This is a genomic window from Pseudomonas sp. GOM6, from assembly GCF_029537485.1.
In the GTDB taxonomy this organism is placed as follows: domain Bacteria; phylum Pseudomonadota; class Gammaproteobacteria; order Pseudomonadales; family Pseudomonadaceae; genus Aquipseudomonas.
The window spans coordinates 123,731-139,124 of the sequence record NZ_JARPUS010000004.1 but is presented as its reverse complement, the minus strand read 5'-3'; the positions used below and the strand labels follow the sequence as shown (position 1 = coordinate 139,124).

17 protein-coding genes are annotated in these 15,394 nt (G+C 66.7%); 9 read left to right on the top strand and 8 right to left on the bottom strand.

Annotated elements, in window-relative coordinates; all coding sequences use genetic code 11:
• Positions 1 to 174: 174 nt before the first annotated feature.
• Positions 175 to 2,694 carry an ATP-dependent helicase HrpB gene (hrpB, locus tag P7A97_RS06530; RefSeq protein WP_277689109.1) on the bottom strand — a complete coding sequence of 840 codons (2,520 nt, stop codon included), beginning with the start codon at positions 2,692 to 2,694 and terminating at the stop codon, positions 175 to 177.
• Positions 2,695 to 2,803: 109 nt separating this feature from the next.
• On the opposite strand from hrpB, the gene P7A97_RS06525 reads away from it, so the two are divergent.
• The 3 genes from P7A97_RS06525 to P7A97_RS06515 are packed head-to-tail and all read left to right on the top strand — an operon-like array spanning position 2,804 to position 4,610.
• Positions 2,804 to 3,223, top strand: coding sequence for a polyribonucleotide nucleotidyltransferase (locus P7A97_RS06525; RefSeq protein ID WP_277689108.1), 420 nt, complete (start codon positions 2,804 to 2,806; stop codon positions 3,221 to 3,223).
• The gene (locus P7A97_RS06520; RefSeq protein WP_277689107.1) at positions 3,223 to 3,729 is read left to right on the top strand and encodes a DinB family protein; all 507 of its coding nucleotides are present in this window, start codon (positions 3,223 to 3,225) and stop codon (positions 3,727 to 3,729) included. Before P7A97_RS06525 ends, P7A97_RS06520 begins: the two co-directional genes overlap by 1 nt.
• The gene (locus P7A97_RS06515; RefSeq protein ID WP_277689106.1) at positions 3,726 to 4,610 is read left to right on the top strand and encodes a cation diffusion facilitator family transporter; all 885 of its coding nucleotides are present in this window, start codon (positions 3,726 to 3,728) and stop codon (positions 4,608 to 4,610) included. Before P7A97_RS06520 ends, P7A97_RS06515 begins: the two co-directional genes overlap by 4 nt.
• 64 nt (positions 4,611 to 4,674) lie before the next feature.
• Here P7A97_RS06515 and P7A97_RS06510 read toward each other — a convergent pair whose 3' ends face one another.
• The 6 genes from P7A97_RS06510 to P7A97_RS06485 all read right to left on the bottom strand — a co-directional run bounded on the left by P7A97_RS06510 (position 4,675) and on the right by P7A97_RS06485 (position 10,249).
• On the bottom strand, positions 4,675 to 6,042 hold the full coding sequence (locus P7A97_RS06510; RefSeq protein WP_277689105.1) for a DUF1329 domain-containing protein: 1,368 nt from the start codon (positions 6,040 to 6,042) through the stop codon (positions 4,675 to 4,677).
• 137 nt (positions 6,043 to 6,179) lie between these two features.
• Positions 6,180 to 6,590 carry a limonene-1,2-epoxide hydrolase family protein gene (locus P7A97_RS06505; RefSeq protein WP_277689104.1) on the bottom strand — a complete coding sequence of 137 codons (411 nt, stop codon included), beginning with the start codon at positions 6,588 to 6,590 and terminating at the stop codon, positions 6,180 to 6,182.
• Positions 6,575 to 7,516, bottom strand: a complete 942-nt coding sequence (locus P7A97_RS06500; RefSeq protein ID WP_277689103.1) for a sterol desaturase family protein — start codon at positions 7,514 to 7,516, stop codon at positions 6,575 to 6,577. Before P7A97_RS06500 ends, P7A97_RS06505 begins: the two co-directional genes overlap by 16 nt.
• Positions 7,517 to 7,552: 36 nt before the next feature.
• The gene (locus tag P7A97_RS06495) at positions 7,553 to 8,548 is read right to left on the bottom strand and encodes an AraC family transcriptional regulator (RefSeq protein WP_277689102.1); all 996 of its coding nucleotides are present in this window, start codon (positions 8,546 to 8,548) and stop codon (positions 7,553 to 7,555) included.
• Between the two features lie 10 nt (positions 8,549 to 8,558).
• A complete protein-coding gene (locus P7A97_RS06490) occupies positions 8,559 to 9,356 on the bottom strand; it encodes a fumarylacetoacetate hydrolase family protein (RefSeq protein ID WP_277689101.1) in 798 nt (265 codons plus the stop codon).
• Positions 9,353 to 10,249 (bottom strand): TauD/TfdA family dioxygenase, encoded by an 897-nt coding sequence (locus tag P7A97_RS06485; RefSeq protein WP_277689100.1) that lies wholly within the window; start codon positions 10,247 to 10,249, stop codon positions 9,353 to 9,355. Before P7A97_RS06485 ends, P7A97_RS06490 begins: the two co-directional genes overlap by 4 nt.
• A 110-nt stretch (positions 10,250 to 10,359) precedes the next feature.
• On the opposite strand from P7A97_RS06485, the gene P7A97_RS06480 reads away from it, so the two are divergent.
• From P7A97_RS06480 to P7A97_RS06465, 4 genes are all read left to right on the top strand, one after another.
• Positions 10,360 to 11,412: an AraC family transcriptional regulator gene (locus P7A97_RS06480; protein ID WP_277689099.1), complete on the top strand. Its 1,053-nt coding sequence runs from the start codon at positions 10,360 to 10,362 to the stop codon at positions 11,410 to 11,412.
• 71 nt (positions 11,413 to 11,483) lie between these two features.
• Entirely contained in the window at positions 11,484 to 11,903 is a 420-nt protein-coding gene (locus tag P7A97_RS06475) for an MAPEG family protein (RefSeq protein ID WP_277689098.1), read from the top strand.
• A gap of 323 nt (positions 11,904 to 12,226) precedes the next feature.
• Positions 12,227 to 12,706 (top strand): Lrp/AsnC family transcriptional regulator, encoded by a 480-nt coding sequence (locus P7A97_RS06470; RefSeq protein WP_277689097.1) that lies wholly within the window; start codon positions 12,227 to 12,229, stop codon positions 12,704 to 12,706.
• 93 nt (positions 12,707 to 12,799) lie between these two features.
• The gene (locus tag P7A97_RS06465) at positions 12,800 to 13,018 is read left to right on the top strand and encodes a DUF2788 domain-containing protein (protein WP_277689096.1); all 219 of its coding nucleotides are present in this window, start codon (positions 12,800 to 12,802) and stop codon (positions 13,016 to 13,018) included.
• A 100-nt stretch (positions 13,019 to 13,118) separates the two neighbouring features.
• Here P7A97_RS06465 and P7A97_RS06460 read toward each other — a convergent pair whose 3' ends face one another.
• Entirely contained in the window at positions 13,119 to 13,685 is a 567-nt protein-coding gene (locus tag P7A97_RS06460) for a pseudouridine synthase (RefSeq protein ID WP_277689243.1), read from the bottom strand.
• A gap of 180 nt (positions 13,686 to 13,865) precedes the next feature.
• On the opposite strand from P7A97_RS06460, the gene P7A97_RS06455 reads away from it, so the two are divergent.
• Positions 13,866 to 14,891 (top strand): NAD(P)-dependent alcohol dehydrogenase, encoded by a 1,026-nt coding sequence (locus P7A97_RS06455; protein WP_277689095.1) that lies wholly within the window; start codon positions 13,866 to 13,868, stop codon positions 14,889 to 14,891.
• Complete coding sequence (locus tag P7A97_RS06450; protein WP_277689094.1) at positions 14,888 to 15,367, top strand: GNAT family N-acetyltransferase; 480 nt, start codon at positions 14,888 to 14,890, stop codon at positions 15,365 to 15,367. The genes P7A97_RS06455 and P7A97_RS06450 overlap by 4 nt, the downstream gene beginning before the upstream one ends.
• Positions 15,368 to 15,394 lie beyond the last annotated feature (27 nt).

Genomic DNA, 15,394 nt, shown 5'->3' with positions numbered 1-15,394 from the left:
CTTTTGTGGGAGCGACTTCAGTCGCGATGAAGTCAGCGCAAAGCGTCGCGGCTAAAGCCGCTCCCACGGTGTCCTTAGGTTCGGGCGGGCCGCACCACCACAGCCTTGCCGATCCGCTACACCTCTCCACGCTCCGAACCTCAACGCACTTCTTGCTCAGAGTCCGCGAGGGCCTTATTTCCTGGGCTTGGCCCGCGCGGTAGGCTCAGCCACCAGCGGGTCATCCGGCCAGTAGTGCTTGGGATAGCGCCCCTTGAGGTCTTTCTTCACCTCGGCATAGGTGTTGGCCCAGAAGCTGGCCAGATCCTGGGTTACCTGCACCGGCCGCCGCGCCGGTGACAGCAGGTGCAGCAGCACGCCCTGGCGCCCGCCGGCGATGCGCGGTGTGGCGGCCAGGCCGAACAGCTCCTGCAAGCGCACCGCCAGCACCGGCGGCGTTTCCGAGTAATCGACCGAGATGCGCGAGCCGGACGGCACCTGCAGGTGTTTCGGCGCCAGCTCGTCCAGACGCTGCGGCAACGGCCAGGGCAGCAGGCCCTGCAGGATGCTCGGCAGATCAAGGTTGGCGAAGTGACTGAGGCGGCTGACCTTGCCCAGATAGGGCTGCAGCCAGTCCTCCAGGGATGCCAACAAAGCGGCGTCGCTCAGATCCGGCCATTCGCTGTCGCCCTTCTGTTGCAGGTCGAGACGCCGTAGCAACGCCACCCGCGCCTGCCACTGGCGCAGTTCCGGCGTCCAGGGCAGCAGCTCCAGCCCCTTGCGCCGCACCAGGCCGAGCAGGGCGCGACCACGGGCGTCCTCATCCAGGCCGCTCAGGGCCTCGCGACTGAGCACCAGCTCGCCGACCCGACGCTGACGCTCGGCACGCAGTACACCTTCGCGTTCGTCCCATTCCAGTTCCTCGCGCACGCTCACCTGCTCAGCCAGCACCGAGTCGAACAAGGCGGGATCGAGGTCGGCGGCCAGGTAGATGCGCTCCTCGCGCTGGCCCTGACGGCTGCCGAGGTCGGCGATCACCAGCCACTCGTGCTTCATCAGCGCATCCGGCTCGCCGAATTGCGCGGCGCGACCGTTGGCCAGGCGGTAGTCGCCACCGCCGGCCTTGCGCTGGCGGGCGACCCGGTCCGGATAGGCGAAGGCCAGCAGCGCGCCGAGCCAGCGCGGATGCTCGGGATCGCTCACGGCCTCGCTGGGGGCGCCGCGTAGATAGGAACGGAACTGCCGCGCCAGCTGCCGGGCGCGCTGCACGCCACCGCGCGAGCCGCCAGTGGCGCGCGACTCGCCGGCCAGCAGGCTCATGCGGCTGTGCAGGTCGGCACCACCGCCGCGCAGGATGTCGCGTTCGCCCAGTAGCGCCGCCAGGTCAGCCGCCAGCGCTCCGAGCCCCAGGGCCTGGCCGCGCAGCAGCAGATGGGCAATGCGCGGATGCGCCGGCAGCTCGGCCATGGCCTGGCCGTGGGGCGTCAGCATGCCGCGCTCGTCCAGCGCACCGAGGCGCGCCAGCAGGTCGCGGCCCTGGGCGAAGGCCGCCGCCGGCGGCGCGTCGAGAAAGGCCAGCTCGCCGGGCTCGACGCCCCAGCGCGCCAGCTGCAGAGCCAGGCCGGCCAGGTCGGCGGCTAGGATTTCCGCCGCGTCATAGGCGGCCAGCTGCTCATGCTGGGTCTGCGACCACAGCCGGTAGCACACGCCAGGTTCCAGACGCCCGGCGCGGCCGGCGCGCTGGGTGGCCGAGGCGCGGGAGATGCGCTGGGTGTCGAGGCGGGTCATGCCGCTGGCCAGGTCGAAGCGCGGCACCCGCGCCAGGCCGGCGTCCACCACCACGCGCACGCCGTCGATGGTCAGGCTGGTTTCGGCGATGTTGGTGGCCAGCACCACCTTGCGCATGCCGGCCGGCGCCGGCTCGATGGCGGCGCGCTGGGCATTCAGCTCCAGCTCGCCGTGCAGCGGGCAGAGCAGCACGGCGGGTCGATGGCCCAGACTTTCCTGCAGTTGCTCATGCACACGGCGGATCTCCGCCTGACCGGGGAGGAACACCAGCAAGCTGCCTGGCTCATCGGCCAGCGCCTGCAGCACGGTCTGCACGACCCGCTGCTCGATGCGCTCACCCGGCTGCCAGGGCGCGCCCCAGCGCATCGCCACCGGATGCATGCGCCCTTCGCTGGACACCACCGGGGCTGCGTCGAGCAGCGCGGACAAGCGCTCACCCTCCAGGGTCGCCGACATCAGCAGCACCTTGAGCGGCGGCTCGTCGCGCAGCAGCTCGCGGCCGTTGAGGCATAGCGCCAGGGCCAGATCGGCGTCGAGGCTGCGCTCGTGAAATTCATCGAAGATGACCAGGCCGACGCCCTCCAGCGCCGGGTCGTCCTGCAGGCGACGGGCGAGGATGCCCTCAGTGACCACCTCGATGCGGGTATTCGGCCCGACCTTGCTGTCCAGGCGGATGCGGTAGCCGACCGTCTCGCCGACCTTCTCACCCAGCTCGCTGGCCAGGCGCTCGGCGGCGGCGCGGGCGGCCAGCCGGCGCGGCTCCAGCATCAGGATGGATTGCCCGGCCAGCCAGGGTTCAGCCAGCAGGGCCAGGGGCACGCGGGTGGTCTTGCCGGCGCCGGGCGGCGCCTCCAGCACAGCCTCGTGCCGCTCGGCCAGGACAGCGCGCAGGGCAGGCAATACGTCGTCGATGGGCAGGCGGTTCATGCAATCTCCAGATGGGCCGGCGATTATAAGTGTGAACCGACACCGTTCGTCGGCATCCAACGGCCACAGCGGCTTGCTATAGTGCCGCCCTCATTGCCTGGAGGTGCATATGCGCACGTTTTCCCGTGTTACCGGTGGTGTTCTCGCTGTAACCCTGATTGCCCAGCTGACGGCCTGCGGCACCATTCTGTACCCAGAACGCCGTGGCCAGATCGACGGCAAGGTCGATATCGCCGTGGTCGGCATGGATGCCATCGGCATCCTGTTTTTCGTCATCCCCGGCCTGATCGCCTTCGGCATCGACTTCGCCACCGGTGCCATCTACCTGCCCGGCGGCCAGCAGGCCAGCCTGGCCCCCGAGAAGCTGCAGGACGCCATCGGCGCCGACGGCAGCATCGATCACGCTCGCCTCAAGGCCATCCTGCATCGCGAACTCGGCCAGGACCTGCCGCTGGACGACCCGCGTCTGATCCAGCATAGCGGCAGCGCCGAACAGCTGGCCGCCTACGGCCTTCGCACGGAGGCCTGATGCCACATCCGCTCGCCGCCCACCTGCAACGCCTGCTGGCCTACCACGGCTGGGCCTATGCCCGCTTGCTCGGCGAGCTGCAGCCTTTGACCGAAGAGCAGTACCACGCCCCTTGCGGGCTGTTCTTCGACAGCATCCACGGCACCCTCAACCATCTGGCAGTGGTCGACCGCATCTGGCTGGCGCGGGTGCGCGATGAGCCGCAGCCCTTCGCCAAGCTGGATGCCGAGGCGGTGAGCGAACGCACGGCGTTCGAGGACTACCTGGAAGTCGGCGTCGCCGCCTGGCGCAACCAGCTCGACGGGCTCACGGATGTCGAACTGCTGGCTCCGATCAGCTACCGCAACATGGCCGGCGAGCCGTTCCAGCGGCCGTTGCTGGATATCGTCAGCCACCTGGTCAACCACGGTACCCATCACCGTGGCCAGATCACCGCGGCGCTGACGGCACTGGGTCGTCCGGCGCCGAAGCTCGACTACATCTACGCCTTGCCAGAACTACCATGACCGCCTCACCCAAGCATGCCCGCCTGATGCGCCTGGCCACCTCGGCTGCGCTGGCCACCGCCCTGCTGCTGGCCCTGGCCAAGGCCGTGGCCTGGTGGTTGAGTGGTTCGGTCAGCCTGCTGGCCGGCCTCACCGATTCATTGCTGGACGGCGCCGCCTCGCTGCTCAACCTGATCGCCGTGCACTACGCCCTGCGCCCGGCCGACGAGGATCACCGCTACGGCCACGGCAAGGCGGAGGCCCTGGCCGGCCTGGCCCAGGCCCTGTTCGTCGGCGCCAGCGCGGTGCTGGTGGCACTACAGGCTGTCGAGCGCCTGCAACACCCGCAACCACTGGGCGCCCAGGCACTCGGTATCGCGGTGATGCTGCTGTCGCTGGCGATGACCGTCGTCCTGCTGCTGTTCCAGCACCACGTCATCCGCGAGACCGGCTCCACGGCGATTCGCGCCGACTCCCTGCATTACCGTTCGGACCTGCTGCTCAACAGCAGCATCCTGCTGGCCCTGGTGCTGGCCGCCTTCGGCTGGCACCGACTGGACCCGCTGTTTGGCCTGGGGATCGCCGTCTACATCCTGTGGAGCGCGATCAGCATCGTGCGCGAAGCGGTGGCGGTGCTGATGGACGAGGCCCTGCCACCGGACGTTAACGAGCGCATGCACGAACTGGCCTGCGCGGTGCCCGGCGTGCTCGGCGCGCACGATCTGCGCACCCGCGTTTCCGGCACCCGCTGGTTCGTTCAGCTGCACCTGGAGCTACCCGGCACACTTAGCCTCAGCGAGGCGCATCAGCGCTGCGAAGCGGTCGAGTTGGCGATCCAGAAGGCCTACCCGCGCGCCGAAGTGCTGGTGCATGCCGACCCCAGCGAAGTGGTACACCACTGACGCCCTGGCTGGCAGTTCACACGGCCCTGCCCTCTGCTGGCAAGGCCGTCGCTGCGGCTGGGTTTTAGCGAATTCCCTGATTTCTGAGTGCCGCCGGAGTGAACTCGGAGGCCGACACCTCGATCCCGAACTCGATGCCGTGCTTCTCCTCGTTCTTCATGCCGATGGCCAGATAGCGGCCTGAGATCAGGTCATTGAGGGTCTCGAAGGCGTACATCGGCACCTGCGCTGCGTAGTGCTGCAGGTGCATGACCTGGCCCACACGCCACAGCTGGCCACGGGCGTCGTACTGCTCGGAGAGCGCAATCTGCCAGGAGTCTTCGTCGATGAAGAAGCGCCGCTTCGAATAGATATGGCGCTCGCCCGGCTTGAGGTTCGCCTCGACCTCCCAGACCCGGTGCAGTTCATAGCGGGCTAGGTCCTGATTGGTGTGACCGGGCTTGACGATGTCGCGATACTTCAGGCTCGGCGAGTCGATCTTGTAGTTGTTGTAGGGGATGTACAGCTCGCGCTTGCCGACCAGTTTCCAGTCGTAGCGGTCGGGAGCGCCGTTGAACATGTCGAAGTTGTCGATGGTCGCCAGGCCGTCGGCCGCGGTTCCCGGGGAGTCATAGGCAATCTGCGGCGCACGCCGCACACGGCGCTGCCCCGAGTTGTACTGCCAGGCCATGCGCGGCAGGGCAACCTGGTCGATGGACTCGTGCACCAGCAGCACGTTGCCCGCCAGACGCGCCGGAGCGGTCACCCGCTGGGTATAGAAAAACAGGGCATTGGAGGCTTGCTTGGCCTTGAGGTCATCCAGCCCGTCGGGGAAGGCAATCCTGTCCTCGAAGCGGATCAGCGTGTAGTCGCCGGAAGCCTGTGGCGTCACCTGCACGATGTTGCGCCGCAGAGTGCGCCCGCGGTAGCGGGTGATATGGTTCCAGACCGCTTCCAGACCGTTTTTCGGTAGCGGGAAGGCGTAGTAGCGGCTGTCCGTGAAACCCTGCAGGCCCGTACCGTCCTCGATCAACGAGGTTTTGAGGGCGCTGGTCCTGATGGCCGCATAGATGTCGTCCGGCAGCGCCGTGGTGCGGTGGCTAGGGTAGACCGGCATGCGATAGGTATCCGGGTAGCGCTTGAACATGGCCAGTTGCCCGGCGGACAGCTGGGCCCTGTATTGCTCCAGATTCTGGCGGGTGATGGTGAACAGGGGCGACTCACCGGCGAAGGGGTCTTGCAGGAAGCCCTCCTCGCTCAGCGCCCCGGCGTCGCGCGGCAGCCCGCCGGTCCAGGCGGGGATGGTGCCGGCGTCATTGCCGGCTCTTTCCGCACCAATCGGGGTGAGCTGGCTCCCCAGGCGTTGAGCCTCTTCGGGAGTAACCGCCGCGATTGCCTGGGCCGTCATGACGCCCATGGATAATGCCAGTAACAGGCAGGTGATCTTGTTCATTGTCGATGGCTCTGGGGGTTGATTGCCTTGGCAGCAATTTTCTTGGGCAAAAACCGGCCGTGCTGGATAACTCGCCAGGCTCGACGAGCGTTATCCAGTCACGGGCATGGCCGGCTGTTTATGGGATTTGGGTAAATTTACTGACGTACAGCGGCGTGCCTGCCCCGTCGAGGCCAGAACAGCTGGCGCAGCAGAGCACGCACTGAAACGCGGTCTTGCCAGAGCAGAATGCGGCCGTCGCGAAAGCGGAATACCGCTGCCACCTCAAGCTCAACCGTGCGTCCGAGCACCCGGAGGCGCTCCACTCGCTCGACATACAGTGCATCACCGATAGGCATGATTCGGCTGATGCCCAGCACCCTGAACTCGCTCACCCACCACAGCAGAACTCGCAAGTGCCGCCGCACCGACGACAGACCACGGGCGGCCGTCCACTCGGGCAGAGGCTGGGTGTGAAAGACACAGCGCTCGTGCAGGCAGGCGACGAGTGCGTGCTCATCCAGTTGTTCAGCCGCGACGAACAGACGCTGCACTAGCTCGATCGACATGCTTTGTCGCCCTCCTGTGCAACGCCCAGATCCCCGACAGGACGCTGCCACTCCGGCGGCCCCCACAGGTGTTTCAGGCGCTGCGACAACGGGCCGGGGCGGGCCACGTCGCGGAAGATCGCGGCGAACTCGCGGAAGGTCAGGGTCAGCAGGTTGTAGCTGTGCACCTGGCGTACCACGCCGTACTCCGGTGGCTCGCTGGGGTCTTCGGCGGCATAGGTGCCGAACAGGTGATCCCAGAGCATCAGCACGCCGCCCATATTGCGGTCGATATAGCGCGGGTTGCGGCCGTGATGCACACGGTGGTTGGACGGCGTGTTGAACAGCCACTCGATCACCGCCGGCAGCCGCCCGACCCACTGGGTGTGCGGGAAGATCTGCAGGGTCATGTTGGCCGCCAGCATGGTCAGCACCCACTCCGGCGGGTAGCCAAGCAGCACGGCCGGCAGGAAGAAGGCATACACCCCGGTGACCGCGTACATCAGGCTCTGGCGGAAGGCCACGGTGAAGTTGAAGTACTCCGAGGCATGGTGCACCTCGTGCACGGCCCAGAAGATACGTATGCGGTGCGCCGCCAGATGGAACAGGTAGAAGCAGAAGTCGACCAGGACGAACAACAGCAGCAGCGACCAGAGGTTGATCGGCATCGTGGTCAGGCGGAAGCCGTAGACCCAGTCGAAGGCCGGCACCACCACGGCGAGCACCATGAAGCCCTCGGCGATCAGCACATAGGCGCCACCCAGCAGGGTGCTGGCCAGACTGTCCTTGAGGTTGTACTGGTCGCCATGGCGAAAGTGCCACCACTCCAGCGCGGCCAGGCTCAGGGTCAGTGGCAGGGCCAGCAGCATCAGCAACTGACTGGGCGCCAGAGTGCCCTGGAGCTGCTCCAGAGCAGCCCCCAACCCAGTCAAGAGTGGAATCTCCATCGGACTTTCCTCGAACGTTTGCGACGTGAGGAAAGCCTATTCAGGGACGCTGAAACGGTCTTGATAATCCGTGCCAATTCGCCGTACGGGCTGACCTGGCGCGGTGCCATACCAACGCTGATAGGCATGGTTGAACGCGCTCTGCTCGGCGTAGCCAAGGAGAAAGGCGACTTCCTTGAGGCTCAGTGTCGGATCGTCGAGCAAGTGCCGCGCATGACACTGGCGGACCGCATCGAGCAGTTGCCGGTAGGCGCAGCCGGACTCGTCCAGACGGCGCTGCAGGGTGCGCCGCGACAGATGCAGACGCGCCGCCACCGCATCGATGGAGGCGCCCGTGGGCAAGGTCTGCAGTATCGCCTCGCGCACCGCACGCACCAGCTCGGTCGCGTTCGGCAGCGTTTCGCGCAGGGTGCGCTGGCGGCTGTCCCAAGCCGGGCTGAGCATGGCCGCGCTGAGATCGATGGGAGCCTGCAGGGCCTCGGCGGCGAAGCTCAGGCGCAGCGCCGGCTGGGCAAAGCGCAGCGTGCAGCCGAAGGCTTCCCGGCAGGCTTGCTCCTCGCCTTCGGCGGCACCCATCAGGTCGATGTGCAGCGGTTGGCCGGCGCCCGGGCAGACGCTGCGCAACACACTGAGCAGCGCCATCGCATGCAGCTGCTCCAGCACACGGTCGGGGCGCCCGAAGCGCTGGTCCCAGGCGATGACTACCCGCTCATCCACTCGGCTTAGCTGCGCCCACTGGCGACCGTAGAACCAGCGTTCCAGCAACAGGTAGGTGTCGAGAAACTCGCCCAGGGTACGGGTGTTGACCAGCAGGTAGCCGAGCGGCCCGGCATGTTGCAGGCGTACATGGCGGCCGATCTCCAGCCCGCGCGCGGGCCCGGGTGCCAGGGCGATGGCCGCCTGCACCTGCGCCTCCCATTGTTCCAGTGTCAGCGCCGCAGCTCCGCGCCGGGCGCTGGCTGGCCGGGTCAGGCCGAGGCTGGCCAGCCAGTCGTCAAGGATGGCGTCGAAGGCGCAGGGCACCACGATCACATTGCGGGCCTCAGGCGAAGACGCATGTCACCTCGCCCAGCCCACCGACACTGAAGCTCAGGCGGTCGCCACGGGCCACGTCGGCAATCGGTGCCTGCGTTCCGGTCAGCAGCACGTCGCCAGCACGCAGCGGCTGCCCCAAGGCAGCCATCTTGCGCGCCAGCCACAAGGCGGTGGCCAGCACATCGTCCAGCACGATGTTCACGTCCGCGCGCAGCGGCTGGCCATTGCACAGCAGCGTGCCGATCAGCGCCTGCCCCTCCAGTTGCGCCAATGGCACTACCTGCTCGCCCAGCACATAGAGCCCGGAGGAGAGGTTGTCCGCCACTGCGTCGAGCAATGTCAGCTGCCAGCCGGAAATGGCCGAGTCGTTGATCTCCAGCGCCGGTACCACGCCGTCCACACAGGCCAGCAACTGCTCCAGGCTGATCTCACCGCTCGGCAGATCGCGGGCCAGCAGCAGCGCCAGTTCGACCTCCACCTTGGGCTGCAGCAGACGCTCCCAGGCGATGCTCGCGCCCGACTGGCAAGCGGTATCGGCGAGCAGCCAGCCGTACAGCGGCTCCTCGACCTTGAGCGCCGCGCGCAGCGCGGCCGAGGTCAGCCCGGCCTTGGCGCCACTCAGGTAGCGCCCCTGCGCCAGGGCCTGCTGAATGCTGGCAGCCTGCACTGCATAGGCCTCGTCCAGACTTGCCAGGGCGAAAGTCTCGCTGACCCGTGGCTCGGGCTGGCGCTGACCGCGCGCCAAGGCCAGGGCATTGGCGGCAGCCAGCAGGCGCGTATCGCAGATAGGCGTGTGCAGGCTCATCGGCTCGGCACCTCGCCAACCACGGTGGTGCGGAACATTTCGCGGCGCATGCCGTGGTAGTCGGAAATCGGCAGGTGCCAGGTGCTGCGGTTGTCCCAGATCGCCAGGGTGCCCTGACGCCAGCGCATGCGGCAGGTGAAGGCTGGGGCGGTAGCCAGCTTGAACAGATAGTCGAGCAGCGGTCTGGCTTCTTCCGAACGCAGCCCCTCGATACCCACGGTGTAGGCCGGATTGACGAACAGCACCTTCTGCCCGGTTTCCGGATGACGGATCACCAGGGGATGCGCGCGGGTGTCTTCGGCGGTGTCCTTGCCGTAGTTGATCGCCATGTTTTCCAGCAGCGCATTGTGATTGGCGTTGACCCCATAGGCCATTTCCGGGCTGTGCACCGCGTTGAGATTTTCCAGCAGCGCCTTCATTCCCGGCGACAGCCACTCGTAGGCCAGGGCCAGGTTGGCGTAGCAGGTGTCGCCACCGTAAGGCGGGATGTCATGGCCGTAGAGCAGGGTGAAGGCCGGCGGCCGCTCCTGGAAGGTCCAGTCGGTATGCCAGGCACCGCCGAAGACGAAGGGGGCTTTTTCGTCGGCTTCCTTGACCACGTGCACCACATGCGGGTGCTCGGCCATGGTCTGCACATAGGGTTCGCGGCCGAACTCGCCAAGCTGCTGGGTGACCCGCTCCAGGTCGGCGGGGCTCAGGTTCTGCTCGCGGATGAAGATCACCTTGTGCGCCAGCAGAGACTGGCGCAGCTCGGCGAAGCCTTCCTCGCTCAGGCGGGTCAGGTCGAGATCCTCGACATCCGCGCCGATGGCGCCGGTGGTCGGGGTGACTCGCATGTGGCTGTAGCTGGCGGCACGGTTATGGCTGGGCAGGGCGTAGATGAATTCACTCATGGCGGTGTTCTCATTGTTGTGAGTGGCCCCAGCATGCGACACGGACGTGCAGCCAATCTATGATAATGACTGCCACAAATTGATAATGACTGCCAAAGGATGCCTATTCGATGAACTGGCGCCAGAGCCGCCCGCTGACCGGCGTGCGCTACCTGCTCGACGTCGCCCGTAGCGAGGGCGTGGATGCCTCTGCCTGCCTGATCGGCAGCGCCATCGCCGCAGAGGCGCTGCAGCAGGCCAATGCACAGATCGAGGCCTGGCAGGAACTGGCGGTGATCCGCAACCTGCTGGAACATGCCGGCCGGCCCGGCCTGGGCTTCGTCGCCGGACGGCATTACCACCTGACCTCGCTGGGCCTGCTCGGCTTCACCATGCTGGCCAGCCGCACCTTGGACGAAGCCTTCGCCGCCTTCCGCCGCTACCAGCTGCTGGCCCTGACCCTGTGCCCGGCGCGCATCGAGACGGAACGCCGCGGCACCTGGCTGCTGTTCGATGCCAGCGTGCTACCGCAGGACGCGCGCCGTTTCGTCATCGAACGCGGGCTGGCCGGCTGCCTGAGCGTGACGACCGAGTTGCTGCAGCGTCCGGCCACGCCCCTGGCGGTAGAGATGACCGCCGAGGCGCCGACTGACCTGGCTGCACTGCAGCGCGACTTCCCCTACCCGGTACGCTTCGGCGCGACGCGCGACGGCATCCTGTTCAGCAACGCCGAGTTACAGCTCGACCTGCCGCAGGCACATATCAGCGCCCAGCTCGAAGGCGAACAGCTGTGCGAGCGCCTGTGCACGGAGATCTCCCACGATCTGGTCACGCCGCCCAACGCGCGCCTGGTGCAGCAGGTGCTGATCCGCGACTCGGCCAGCCTGCTCGCCAGCCGCACCGTGGCCGAGCGCCTGGGCCTCTCCGAGCGCACCCTGCATCGGCGCCTGGCCGCCGAGGGGCATGCCTTTCAGCAGCTCAACGAGCAGATCAAGCGGCGTCTGGCCGAACGCCTGTTGCGCGACTCGCGCCTGGATCTCGGCGGCATCGCGCAGCGCCTGGGCTATGCCGACGCGGCCAGTTTCTCGCGGGCTTTCGTGCGCTGGAACGGCAGCTCGCCCGGACAATGGCGCAACCGGGCCGGCGCCCCCGAAGTCGGTTTGGCGGCTCCGAAACCGGACTAGAGTATTTACTCTAAAAACTCTAAGCTGGCGTCGCTTCGCCCTCACAACAACAACAACCACAAGGAGCCGCCATGTCCCTCTCCCCCTCCGCCGTTGCCCTGCTCGGGCTGGTCGCCTGGACCCTGTTGCTCGCTCTGCTGCTGCTCAACCAGCGCGGCCTGCTGGTGCTCAGCGGACGCATGAAGGTCAACGCCTTCGCCCCCGATGGCAGCAACACCCCGGGCGCCTTTGGCCAGCGTCTGGTACGCGCCCATGCCAATTGCCTTGAGAACCTGCCGATGCAGGCCGCCGTGCTGCTTTATGCGATGCAGGCGGGACTCACCACGGTGACCGACCCGCTGGCCTGCACCCTGCTGGGCGCGCGCGTGTTCCAGTCGCTGATGCACCTGATCAGCACCAACCCGCTGTTCGTCTGGCTGCGCTTCGCCGGCTGGCTGGTGCAGTTGGTCATCCTGATCTGGTGGTTGCTCAAGCTCAGCGGCCTGGTCTAAATCGCAGGCAAGAAAAAGGGGAGGCTCCAGGCCTCCCCTTTTTCATGTCCGTCGCGTGCAATCGTGTCGCCGCTTCTTTCCTCGCCCGCCTGGTTGGGCAGTGCGGACCCGGGTGCCTGCACGATCCGGTAGGACCGCCGGCGCCGCGACACCTGATTGGGTGTGGCGGGTGGACATCAACGTCCGGGCCTTGAAACTGAGGGAAAGCTTAACGGCGCAGCGCAGGCACAGGATTGCGAATATTGCTCACAGAAGCCTTACTTGCGCAATTTTTCACCCCTGATAAAGTCAACAGCGCAATCAATCAAGAAAAAGACACTTCCATGAACAAGCTTGACCGCTATGACCTGCGCATTCTCGCCGAGCTGCAGCGCGACGCACGCATCTCCAACCAGGAACTGGCCGAGCGCATCGGCCTGTCGCCCTCGCCCTGCTCGCGGCGGGTCAAGCAGTTGGAGGACGACGGCTACATCGCCCGCCAGGTGGCCCTGCTCGACAGCAAGAAGCTCGGCCTAAGCCTGACCGCCTTCGTCCTGATCGGCATGGACCGCCACACCCCGGAGCGCTTCGAGCACTTCCAGGAGGTGATCCGCCAGTGCCCGGAGGTGCTGGAATGCAGCCTGGTGACCGGGATGGACGCCGACTACCAGCTCAAGGTGGTGGTGCCGGACATGGACCACTACCAGAAATTCCTCCTTGGCCAACTGACCCGCATCGAGGGCGTGACCAGCGTGCGCTCCAGCTTCGTGCTCAACCAGGTGCTATCCAGCACCGAGCTGCCGCTGGAGCACCTGCGCGGCTGATCGCCGCAGGGCCGACCGGCGTGTGCCGCCTGGCGGGCCGGGTTGCGTATAATCGCCGCCCCGTTGTCCGCTAGTGACGCAGAGGTCCCCACCATGGAAACCGAACAGTTCGAAAGCCTGATGATGTACGTCCTGGTCGGCGGCCTGATGCTGTTCATGTTCTTCATCATCTGGGACCTGGCGAAGAAGTCCAAGGCCGGCCGCCTCGGCACCGCCATCCTGTTCCTCGGCCTGGGCCTGTGCCTGTTCGCCTTCCTGGCCAAGCCGCTGATCACCTACATCATCGAAGTGACGCGCGGTATTCACGGCTGATTGCAGACCTGCAGACTCGTAGCCCGGATGCAATCCGGGATTTCCCACCCGCTCGGCGAGGCCTGCCCCGGATTTCATCCGGGCTAGGGCGAACCCCTCACTACAGCTGCGGCTCCAGCTCGCGCCACTGCCCCGGTTGCAACCCGTCCAGACTCCAGGGGCCGATGCGTACCCGCACCAGCCTGAGCGTCGGCAGGCCAACGGCAGCGGTCATACGCCGCACCTGGCGGTTGCGCCCCTCGCGGATCACCAGCTCCAGCCAGGCGGTCGGTACGCTCTTGCGAAATCGCACCGGCGGATTCCTCTCCCACAGTTGCGGCTCTGCCAGCTGGCGCGCCTCGGCCGGCAAGGTCGGGCCATCGTTGAGCTGAACACCCTCACGCAGCTGGCGCAGCTGTTCCTCGCTCGGCTCGCCCTCCACCTGCACCCAGTAGGTCTTGGCCAGTTTGTGCTTGGGATCGGCGATCCGCGCCTGCAGGCGCCCGTCGTTGGTCAGCAGCAACAGGCCCTCGCTGTCGCGATCGAGGCGCCCGGCCGGATACACACCGGGCACATCCACGAAGTCCTTGAGGGTGGCACGGCCCTGCTCGTCATTGAACTGGGTCAACACGTCGAAGGGCTTGTTGAGCATGATCAGCCGCGGCTCGGCCGGCGGTGCCTTGGCCACCCGGCGGGGTGCGGGACGGCGAGTGGCGGAGGGGCGAGGTGGACGCGGCATGCTAATGACCGGAAGCAGTGAACAGGCCGGCAGTTTAACCGAGCACTATCAGCCGCGCTGATGATGCACGCAGACGGCCTCGCGACAGCTAAGCTGCTCCGGTCGAATCATCAGTCACGAGGACGCGTCATGAGTAACGAAGTCGCCACTTTTACCGGCTGGGCCGCCACCGCAGCCGGTGCGCCGCTGGAGCGTTTCAGCTACGACCCGGGCCCGCTGGGCGCCGAGGAAGTCGAAGTGGCTGTTGAGTACTGTGGCATCTGCCACTCCGACCAGTCGATGATCGACAACGAGTGGGGCAATGCCCGCTACCCCTTCATCCCCGGCCATGAAGTGGTCGGCACCGTAGTGCGGGTGGGTGAACAGGCGCGCGGCCTCAAGCTCGGCCAGCGTGTGGGCATCGGCTGGTACAAGGGCAGTTGCATGCACTGCGGCTCGTGCATGGAAGGCTCGCACAACCTCTGCCGTACGGTGAAACCGACCATCGTCGGCAGCCACGGCGGCTTCGCCGATCGCCTGCGCTCGCACTGGGCCTGGGCGGTGCCGCTGCCGGAAGGGCTCGACCCGGCACTGGTCGGCCCGCTGTTCTGCGCCGGCTCCACGGTGTTCAGCCCGCTGCTGGAATTCGACGTCAAACCCACCGACCGCGTCGGCGTAGTCGGCATCGGCGGCCTCGGCCACCTGGCCCTGCGCTTTCTCAATGCCTGGGGCTGCGACGTCACCGCCTTCACTTCCTCGCTAAGCAAGCAGGACGAGGCCAAGCGTCTGGGCGCGCACAAGGTTGTGGCCTCCACCGACAGCGCGGCGATGAAGGCCATCGCCGGCACCCTGGACTTCCTGCTGGTCACCGCCAGCGCCGACCTGGACTGGAACGCCCTGCTCGCCACCCTGCGCGGCAAGGGCCGGCTGCACTTCGTCGGCATCGTGCCGAGCGCCATTCCCACCCATGTGTTCAGCCTGATCCCGCAGCAGAAGAGCCTGTCCGGCTCGCCGGTGGGCTCGCCGAAAACCATGGCGACCATGCTCGAGTTCTGCGCCCGTCACCAGATCCTGCCGCAGGTCGAACAGTTCGCCATGAGCCAGGTAAATGAAGCACTTGATCACCTGCGTGCAGGCAAGGCGCGCTACCGGGTGGTGCTGGACGCCAGTCGATGACCGAGCTGTTCCACTGGCGCCGTAACGGCGCCTGGCACCTGGGCGCGGTGGACGGCACGGACCGGCCGCACCTGCTGGACGTGTGGGAGGCGGCAGTACGCGCCACCCACCACTTCCTCGCCGAGGACGACATCCAGTTCTACCGGCGGATGCTCGCCCGGCAGTACTTCGACCTGGTGCGACTGATCTGCCTGCGCGATGAGCGCGGGCAGATTCTGGGGTTCGCCGGCACCGCCGAGGACCGCCTGGAGATGCTCTTCGTTGATCCGGCCCATCACGGTCAGGGCGTCGGCAAGCTGCTGCTCAAGCATGTAATCGCCCATCAAGGCGTGCGCCGGGTCGACGTCAATGAACAGAACCCTGGCGCCGTAGCCTTCTACCTCGCCCTGGGCTTCGAGCAGATCGGCCGCTCGCCGCTGGACGGCGCCGACCGACCCTTTCCACTGCTGCATCTACGCCTGCGCGACACCGCCTGACAGGCCCAGGGCTACCCGCCCCTGAAC